This window comes from Pedobacter sp. HMWF019 (assembly GCF_003061025.1).
Taxonomy (GTDB): Bacteria; Bacteroidota; Bacteroidia; order Sphingobacteriales; family Sphingobacteriaceae; genus Pedobacter.
This window is the reverse complement of record NZ_QAIL01000302.1, coordinates 1-9,362: the sequence shown is the minus strand read 5'-3', so window position 1 is coordinate 9,362 and position 9,362 is coordinate 1. Positions and strand designations below refer to the sequence as shown.

General features: G+C 39.7%; 10 protein-coding genes. 1 reads left to right on the top strand and 9 read right to left on the bottom strand.

The window, feature by feature from the left end:
- Positions 1-158 precede the first annotated feature (158 nt).
- From DBR11_RS17085 to DBR11_RS17045, 9 genes are all read right to left on the bottom strand, one after another.
- Positions 159-620, bottom strand: coding sequence for a hypothetical protein (locus DBR11_RS17085; RefSeq protein ID WP_108553861.1), 462 nt, complete (start codon positions 618-620; stop codon positions 159-161).
- A 25-nt stretch (positions 621-645) separates the two neighbouring features.
- Positions 646-1,038 (bottom strand): hypothetical protein, encoded by a 393-nt coding sequence (locus DBR11_RS17080; RefSeq protein ID WP_108553860.1) that lies wholly within the window; start codon positions 1,036-1,038, stop codon positions 646-648.
- A 243-nt stretch (positions 1,039-1,281) separates the two neighbouring features.
- Positions 1,282-4,320: an ATP-binding protein gene (locus DBR11_RS17075; RefSeq protein WP_108553859.1), complete on the bottom strand. Its 3,039-nt coding sequence runs from the start codon at positions 4,318-4,320 to the stop codon at positions 1,282-1,284.
- Positions 4,321-4,531: 211 nt separating this feature from the next.
- Positions 4,532-5,509: a c-type cytochrome gene (locus tag DBR11_RS17070; protein ID WP_108553858.1), complete on the bottom strand. Its 978-nt coding sequence runs from the start codon at positions 5,507-5,509 to the stop codon at positions 4,532-4,534.
- Positions 5,499-5,831 carry a DUF3817 domain-containing protein gene (locus tag DBR11_RS17065; protein WP_108553857.1) on the bottom strand — a complete coding sequence of 111 codons (333 nt, stop codon included), beginning with the start codon at positions 5,829-5,831 and terminating at the stop codon, positions 5,499-5,501. The genes DBR11_RS17070 and DBR11_RS17065 overlap by 11 nt, the downstream gene beginning before the upstream one ends.
- Positions 5,832-5,842: 11 nt before the next feature.
- Complete coding sequence (locus DBR11_RS17060; protein ID WP_108553856.1) at positions 5,843-6,295, bottom strand: hypothetical protein; 453 nt, start codon at positions 6,293-6,295, stop codon at positions 5,843-5,845.
- 40 nt (positions 6,296-6,335) lie between these two features.
- Positions 6,336-6,692 carry a TetR family transcriptional regulator C-terminal domain-containing protein gene (locus tag DBR11_RS17055; RefSeq protein ID WP_199233866.1) on the bottom strand — a complete coding sequence of 119 codons (357 nt, stop codon included), beginning with the start codon at positions 6,690-6,692 and terminating at the stop codon, positions 6,336-6,338.
- Between the two features lie 92 nt (positions 6,693-6,784).
- The gene (locus tag DBR11_RS17050; protein WP_108553855.1) at positions 6,785-7,906 is read right to left on the bottom strand and encodes a tetratricopeptide repeat protein; all 1,122 of its coding nucleotides are present in this window, start codon (positions 7,904-7,906) and stop codon (positions 6,785-6,787) included.
- 168 nt (positions 7,907-8,074) lie between these two features.
- Positions 8,075-8,668 (bottom strand): hypothetical protein, encoded by a 594-nt coding sequence (locus DBR11_RS17045; protein ID WP_108553854.1) that lies wholly within the window; start codon positions 8,666-8,668, stop codon positions 8,075-8,077.
- A 308-nt stretch (positions 8,669-8,976) separates the two neighbouring features.
- Between DBR11_RS17045 and DBR11_RS17040 the strand changes: the two genes are divergently transcribed.
- The coding region (locus DBR11_RS17040; RefSeq protein ID WP_146186565.1) for a hypothetical protein at positions 8,977-9,362 on the top strand (386 nt) is incomplete at its 3' end.

The window sequence follows — 9,362 nt, the reverse complement described above, 5'->3', positions numbered from 1 at the left end:
GGCTTATCTTAGACTAAGACAGGAAAAAGTAAGACGCGACGAATAAAACTGGACTTTTACTACCTTAGAATCAAATAGAAAAAGAAGTTGCCTCAATATTGAAATAACTTCTTTTTATCAAACTAAATCTAATAAGCATTAATTGCATTGAATAGATTTTATTGCAGTAAACTTTCCAGGTATTCAGGAGTTATTTCCGTAATGTCTACTTTTTCACCTTTGGCTTTTAGCTTTGCAATAGAGGCATTCATTTCCTCCAGATTGTTACTTAGCATATTAAACAACTGATTCGATATCTTAATCTGATCTGCAGACTTCAAGTCTGAAACATATCTTCCGTTTTCCACACGAACAGTTTTATAGTAACGGTACACCGCAGCTTTCGCTTTTGCCAGTTCTGGTTTTTGGTATTTGTTCTTAAGTTTATTTGCAATCTCCTGGTCAAGTTGCTTAAGATCAACATCGATAAACCCATCGTCTTTTACCAATGTTGCTGACAATCCGTTTGTTTTAGTGCCACTAATGGCTTCAAGTTTTTCCTGTGAGATACTATTTTCTGGTTTTGTACATGAAAGCGCCAGAAAACTGATCAATAAATAATACAAAGTATATTTTTTCATAATTTTCTTTTTTAAATAATTTGATTTACCAACCAGCCCACGTTGCTGTTATAGCTATATTTGCCGCATCAGAAGAAGTTGATATGTCCCACCCCCAACTTACCGGAACAGATACAAGGCGACAGTAATCTTTACTTTGGGAAGTGAACGGTGGTAAAGTTACATTCCATTGGTTTTCTATTGCTGGTTTTACGGTTACCGAAGCCAATACTCCCAATAGATTAAGATTCTTAAGCTTCAAATTTGTACATTGATTTCCATCAACCGCAAAATTAACAGAACTATTTGGTGGGTTAACCAATGCAGTTGTTTCAGAATGAGGACCGCCCCCACCTGCGTCGCACAACGCACACCATTCGGCAGTAGGGTCCCAGCATAAACCGGGAGGACAAATTACATCGGCTCTCGCTGGGATCATTGATAAAAGAGCAAAGAATGGGAATATAATAACCCATCGAAGTTTGGTTTTTTTCATAATTTGATATAATAGTAGATTTAGTTTGCAGCGTTTGCGTATTATTAGTATGACCCTTTAATACTGCTGAAGTGGTATATCTTATCAAATTATTTAATTCTGTTGTAAATAGAACTCTTGCCACAGGCTGAGGGAGCATGGACTGCTTTGCAGCCCTAGACGGCCATCAATGGGAAATCGTGTATACTAAAGGCTTGCGGCCAATTCATTAAAATAAGCATGGCCGGACCATACATTCTTATTCCCAATTACATAAAACCTTTTCTTCGCCCTTGTAAGTGCTACGTTCAACAAATTAGGCTTTTTAGTTGCCCAATTTCTGGATCCCGGCATTTTTGGATCGCTGCCTAAAACAAGAAAAACGACTTCGGCTTCCCGGCCCTGAAATGCATTTACAGTTCCACATTGAACCTGACTATCTTTCCTGTCAAACAGATGCTCACAAGCTTTTTGAACCGCCTTAAACGGGGAGATAATAAAGATCTTACCTTGGTATCCTTTGGAAATGAGTTCATGTACTTTTTGACTGAGCAGATCTAGTTCTTCTTTGATCACTTGTTTATTGGATACGGTTATTCCTGCAATATGGAACCACTGACTTGGTCCGATGTCCTGATTGATGGGTTGATCAGCCTCTGCTTTAACCATCTGATTGGAATAGGCCAGTTTATTTGCGATACTGAACATGGGATCATTACACCTTCTATGCGTCCGTAAAGGGAACCCTGTCCAGAGCGGCTCACCTTCTGCCGCATTCATATAAGTTCCTTTTAAAGAAATTCTGTCTGCCAATAATTGTACAGAGGTGGTAGAGGGTGACCAGATGTCTTCTACTTTAGCATGTTTCCGCAGCTTATTGACCAACGTTGCGGGAATAGTGACCACGGGTTCGATTTGCAATGGATCGCCAATAATGACGCATCTTTTCGATCTGGAGATCATACCTGCCGCTAGCTGTGGCGGCGCCTGCCCTGCTTCATCCAGCAATAACCATCCAATGTTTTCTTCTCCACAATCGGAGAACAAGCGGCTTACCGAGGCCAGTGTAGTGGATACAACGGGTACACAAAAGAATAAGGTATTCCAAAGCACCCTGGCTGTTTCGCCAGAAACAATGGCTCTTCCGGTGATCATTTCCATAAACAATTGCAGGTTGTTTCGGAATTGCTTCGCGTTGGAAAGAATGGCGTATTGATGAACTTCTAAAGATTTAAGAAAGATGTTGCTCCTTAGCCGGTTAATTTTAGGCGATGAATAGGGCTTGCACAGCTGCCTTTCTTGTGGGGATCGTTGGTAAAATGATTCGTCCACCAGATCATCATAGGCAATTTCGTATTTGACATGCAGCGCTTCTTTCTTTTTTGAGTATTGATGCATCTGTTCTGTAACATCATCCAGCCGTTCTTTGAGTGCTTGTTGATCCTTTTGTTTCTTAACAAGAAGTGCAGTGTTGTCTTTATCTTCTTTTTTATATGTACTTAACTCTGTATTTAGGGCATCTAGTTGGGCAAGATAGCGCGCTACGGGTGCATTCCATGTTTTGTAGGCCTTGGTATTGAATAGCCTTTGAATAAAGAAAAACAGGGGCTTATGTTGGTTATGCAGGTTTAAAGATTGTTGAAGGCTTTCTATTTCTTGTATTTTTTCGCTTACCCCCCCCTTGTACTTTAATTGCTTTTGGAGCAGTTTATCTATTGTATCCTGGGCAAGCTGGATTTTGCTGCTAAGTACTTTCTTTTCTTTCAAATTTGCCAATTGCGCCGGCAAAAGGGCGTGAAACGCGGATGCTTCTTTTTGAAATTTGTTGAAGGGTTTTAGGAGGTCTTTTAGTTCTGTTCTGGCTTGATTGTATTTTTGTACGTTTACAGCAGTCTGATCATTAGATTCATCTTTATAAACACTCCAGAGCAGTTCTTCAAATCCAACAAGCCCTTGTTTTTCATCCGACTTCCAGAAGTTCCATTTGAAGTTTTGCCGGTTTTCTGAATTGCCTAATGTGGCTCCAAGTATGCTCCATGCTTTCTCATTGACTAAACGTTCTCCGCAGCTGGCAAAATAATCTGCGCCTTCAAATTCCTCCTGATCAATTTTACTCCGAGCTGGTAGTGCCTGAGTGATATTTTGAACAGCAACATTGTTATTGCTGGAAGCGACGATACCCTTATCATAAAAGACGTCTTTCAGGGGAAGATAATAGCCACCGAATACGTCTTCTATTTTATTGAATTTTTTGTCAAATAGTTGCTGGTATTCAACATTGATGAGTTTTGTAGCCCTTAATACGACAACTTCTGCAATAATATCTAAAAGCAGTGTTGTTTTTCCGGTACCCGGAGGGCCATTAATTCCTCTTATTCCGCCTTCGTTTTTGAGTTCGTCTACGGCTGTATTTACGGCGCCTACTTGTCCTGTATACAGCCCCCAGGAAATGTTGGCTGGCCAGCGGCCTGCGGGTAAGATTGCCGGATCCAGTGTTTTAACCAGTTCATCAATATTGCTGATGAGGTCTTTGCGTTTCTTCTCCTGGACGTCAGCGGCTAAATATTCTTTTAAGGAGTTTCCATATTTCTTGGGGTCTTTGTTGATGAGCGTATTCAGATCATCTAAACAAAAGCTATTTAAGAAACTTGTGTCTGGAACGGAGTCTCGCTGCACTTCTTTGGCTGCGTATAAGATGATCACTTCGTCACTCCACCAAGCCTTTGTTATAGCTTGCAATTCCAGGCGTTCCTTTTCTAATTGTTGCTGGCTTACGGAATCTCCTTTGCGGATAATATGGAGTTCGTCTGCAGGTGGAATTTGGAACCTGAGCTCATAGTCGGCCTGTGCCTGGTTGAGCTTTTCGGCAACATTGGATATGGGTTCATTGTTATGCAGGCAATTTAACCCATGAATAAAGGAAGACTGGATATAGCTTCTTTCATCTGGGCGTCCATTTTCATCGAGAATCAGCGCGGAAAAGCAGGTAAAACCAGTCACAGGTTCTTTCCATTCTTCTTCTGTATCGTTATTGGATAGCTCTTTTTCAATGACTTGGATGACTTTACTTTTTGGAACCCTGCCAAAATATAGAGTGTAACGCCAGGTTTTATAAGCTGAGGAGCTTGGTCGTTCCTCATTCCAGGGAAGGGGATCAGCAAGATGGAGCACTTCCTTTTCCCTCAGATCGGGTAGGTTAAAGATTTCTACATCTCTCCAAAAGCTTAATATTTTGCGCGGGTCCAAGGTTAATTTCTATAGGTCATGATTGGTAAGTATCACAAAATAAGGAAAAAAGATGAAATGATATTGGCACAAGACCAAGAAATAGCCTGTGCTATAAAACAGCTAGTTCTAGCTGTCTCATAGGTTTACAATTGGATAATACTCTGAGGATAATAATAAGAACATTTCTGATATTTATAGTATGAATGCTAAAAGCTTGTGACCATTTAGGCTACTGCAAACCCAGAATGTATCGCCTGATGAGGGCAACACCCGCTGTATCGATAACGGTAGTGCCGATTTTCGGCATGTGGTATTCACCCATAGCAGCGGTTCTTTCTATAATATTCTGCTTGTTGAATGGGATACCGGTGTTTTCATAGCTTGTTGAAAAAACCAGGTTTAAGGATTTCCGGCCAGCCATACCCGTCGGCTGATGGCAATGAGCGCAATTCATCGCCATGTATGCTCTTGCCCTTTGTTCAGTCGGCAATGATGCATCATGGTAGTCAGGGATTGTCCCAAAATGGCTTTTGTCTTTATAATCCAACAAGCCCTTTTCATGCAAATAGACCAGTTGGTTTTGGTTCTTCCCGTTACGGATGACTTCTATGTTTAGATTGCTGATTTTTGGGCCAATGGGTACCAATTGATTGTCAGACCGATGGCAGCTTGCGCAATCCTTTTGAGAGGGGATTTGGTAATTGATCTTGCGTACAATCCCATCCTTGCCTTGGATGTTGACCGGGACATCGGCACCCTGCTCCAGCAATATGGCGTCTTCCTGCGCCATATCCCATTGATAAGTCGCTGCATTCCATAAGCCGTTTTGGAGGATCAGCAGACGGGTTTCAATCAGTCTACGTTTCGTTCCTTCTGCCCGCGAATAATAGAACGTTTTTGCAATCATAGTGCCCTCGGGGAATTGCGGTAGCCCATTACCACTTGCACGCATTCGCTTGCCCTTTGGCAACTTGATCAGTCTTTGCTTTTCTGCGTAATCGGTAAATAGCGTTGATCCCAGTTCAAGAATTTCAACGCCTGCAGCAGGTTCCAGGTTCGCCATTTGACCGCGGAAAAGACCATAAGCAGATAGCCTTTCGTTAAAGTGGATCCCGTTAGCTATCGGTTTGTTTCCTGTGTCGCGCATCAATACCACATAGGCTATAACGACTGTAAAGAAAAGCAATAGCAACAACTTATTCTTCATCCCTACCGGTCCGGTTAGCCTCCGCGTTTTTCAGGATGTGCCTGTCTACATAAAAGGTTCCAAAATGTACAATACAAGCCAGTAAAACCTTCCAGGTGGTGTCTTTGAATTCCCATTTCTCTTCTACGCCGACGCTGATGGTCAGGAAAATAAACAGCAGGAAAAGCGCGCCATGTACAGGCCCCAGGTTTTTAACCAGCATGGGGTTATTAAAGTAATATTTCAGCGGTACAGCGACAAAAATAAGCACCAAAAGGGAGATGCCTTCCAGGAACCCGACCAGGCGCAATCTGCCGATCTGTGTTTTAAAAAAGTGTGTCATGGTTGTATATATTAATAATTTCTAATCAGGGGACGATGGGCGAGCGGCGAAAATGGCCATGGAATTGCAAGGAGGATGATCAAGAGCGCTATGGAGAACCAGATCAACATGGTCTTAAACTTTTCCTTACTGTCTTTTTTTCGCTTTGCATTTGCTGAGCCGATGGTGATCAGGACGATGGCAATAAGCATAGACGAAATATGGACAGCTCCAAAGAAAAATGATTCCATGTTCTGGTTGCCGGAAAAAAAGGTCTTAACGGTGATGCTTTTTGTATAAAGCAAAATTCCTAAGATCAACTGGATATGCGCTATGGTTGCTGTCCAGTGCCTAACGCTATCGTCGCTTTTGCTGAACTGCCCCCCTTGGAAATAGGCGCGGGCTGATAAAGTGATCGAATAGATCAGGCTCAACAGGACAAGCCATCTGACAAGGGAGTGAATGGGGAGTATTGCATCATACATATTAAAAAGTACTAAGTGGTATGTTTTATATTAAATTTTTTTATTTGAGGTTGTTCAGATAAATTTTCAGCTCTCTCAGGAATTGGATGTAAGATTCCTTTCCTAGTACTTTACCCATATTTCTAACGCCGGAATAGCCTGTCAGTAGGAATATGGCCACACGCCTGGGATCAACATCTTTGCGGATGTCGTTTTTGTTTTGTGCGTTGGTCAGCGCCAGTTCAAGTGCTTGCTGTACCCGTTGGATCAAACGATTCAAAACCTTTCTGAAGGGTTCATTCAGGTTGGTGGTGGCTATGATATCGTCAATGCTTGTTGCCTGATACCCTTTTTTATAGATCAGATCAAGTGACTTGGTTAAAATAAGCTTCTTTGTGTTAGCGGCTTTTGATATCATATTGCACAAACATACTATTTAGTATGTTTAATAAAAATCAGAATATTGTCATTCTTGGAATGGTTTAAATACTATTTCAAGTCCTTTTCAAGTCAATCTGGAATGATAACATCAGGATCCAATTCCTTAGCTTTGTTGAAGTGTTGCTCTGCCAGTTCAATATGATCAACTTTTTTATAATAAATACCCAGATGTAAATAAGCCCCAGCCAAATTAGGATTGAGTTTTATCGCTTGTTCCAATAGCATCTTACCTTCCTCCAGTTCACCTTTCAAAATTTTCAAGTGACCCAAGTTATCATGTGCCTCAGCTAGGTCCGGAGCTATTTCTATGGCTCGTTTTAATAAAGAACCGGCTTTATCATAATTCTCTTTAAGAATGAGCTCATATGCGAGATTATTAAGGGCAATAGGCTGTCTCCTATCTATTGAAACTGCCCTTTCAAAGTATTTAAGTGCCTCTTCCCGCTTTCCTTCAATTGATTCAATGTAGCCCCTATTGATACAGTCGGCAACAGTAAATACGGTATATTTTTCAAGAAATTCTACAAATACTCGTGCTTCCTCGAACCGCTTTAACTGTAATAAAGAAAGAGACAAGGGGCGGATAATCATTTCTTGATAAGGAAACTTTTCATTAAGCCTAATAAATTGTTCTGCCGCTTGTTCAAAATGTCCTTCACCAAACTGTTCGAGGGCAGCAACATATTCAACATAACTACTTTTAAGTTTATAAACAAATCTTAGTTGCTTCCCATCATTATACAGGCCACTGGAAAGCGTTCTTGGTACAATGTTTTGAAAGCAGCTTATGAACGAACAGATGAGAAGAACAAATGCATACAGTTTTATTACTCCATGGAGTTCAGTATTAAATATGATTGCCCCAATTACCACAGCAAAAAGGAAGGAAATGATTGGTCCGGCTAGCAAGATAATGCTCTGTTTAACGTAATTGCCTTCAATCTGAGACGGTCGACACATCCCTCTGATGTTGATGGTTGGATTTATATTAACGTAGAATTGCAGTTTACCAATTTTGAACCTAGCCGGAGTATTTTGATTTCCGTAAGAACCAATGTAAACATCTACTTGATCCGTTTTTGTAAGTGCAACCATAGTAAGCGCATGTCCCAATTCATGAAAAACTGTAATGACGGGAGCGGTTAGGTACATCCCAAGAGCTAAGGAAATAATAATGGAGAGAAAGATCATGAAAACTTTATATTGAGATTTGGTACTAAATGTAACAAAACCCAGTAAGAAAGCGAGGATTTCCCACCATATTACTATTTATTTCAAGCTATTAAATTGTAGATTTATTCTAATAATAAACGATGGATATTAGAGAACTTATGCCAAAACACAAATTTGATGAAGAATTTATAGTGTATAATTCAAAACGATCATATTCCCCTCAAAACTTTCTATTAATTCTTCAAGCCCTTGTGTCATTTTCACCGCATTAACTTTAAACGGAGGCCTTTCCCAAGTTTCAAAACGATCTTTATCATTAAATCGTGGCCAAAACACAGAATCATAAAAATAATCCCAGGCTTTTCTTAGATGCTTATTATATGATAAAGGCATTAAGTATTTATTGCTATCGTCCTGATGAACATAATCGCCAAATAGATTAATAAAATTCGTCAAATCTTCAAGGGTTTCCATCTCAAATTCTTGAGCTTTAACAGCGGCATACATTTTAGGCATATCATAGACGGTGAGCTCATTAAAATCTAGATTTTCAAAATCATTTAGCCAGTTTTTAAGGTTCTCAAACTCATTGATGGCATCAAAATTTTGAATTATAGTGGCTTTTAGATCATTTAAGGAATGAGAGGCGAAAATCTCACCTGTTTTAAAGGTGAATAACTTATCTGTGTTTTCCTTATCAGTATCTGTATACCATAATAAAAAAACCGGGGCTGACCCATGGAGAGGCCAGTATTTTAATATCCATGTATCGTTGTTCATCTCGTTATTATAAATTTACGTGTGAGATTTATATCTTCCTTTCCAAGATCGACTTCCCCACTTGGCTGATTATGACAATAATGCAAAGTAAATAGTTATGTAAAGTAAAACCACGCGTATTTTATCTTTTTTTTTATTATTGTAAAATAAGATAAAATACGCGATCAAGCCTAACGGCCTTGTTTTAGTTAGAAAAGCTGACATCTGTCTAGCATTCGTGGTGATCTACGGACGGTGGAGAATGTATCTTAGAGCAAAACCAATATTTCAATGAATGTGATTCAGTGTTTGAGTAAATAATTTCAATTATGAAAAAGATCCTTTTCAGTATAGTATTGATATCAATATCTACATCTGTTGCCTTTCAATCGAAGGCTCAAACGAAAAAAAACAATAATTGTGATCCGTTTGATGCTGTCGTAAACAACCATGATCAGATCTTTCCATCTTCAGGTATTCCTTCAGCTATCGAATTGGTTTTAAAGTATTGTAAAGCAGTGGATACTAATTTTTATAAGTTACAAAATGAATGGCAAAACAAAACCGATGGTTCTTTCCGTGACTTTGACAATAAAAAATTATATGGCATCACTTTCTCTCAAAAATTTGTTTTGCCCCGGGATGCAAGCTTCCCGATAGACAGCCTTTTTCAAACTATTGAAAAAGAATTACGGTCTGGTAAAAAGGTAATTAT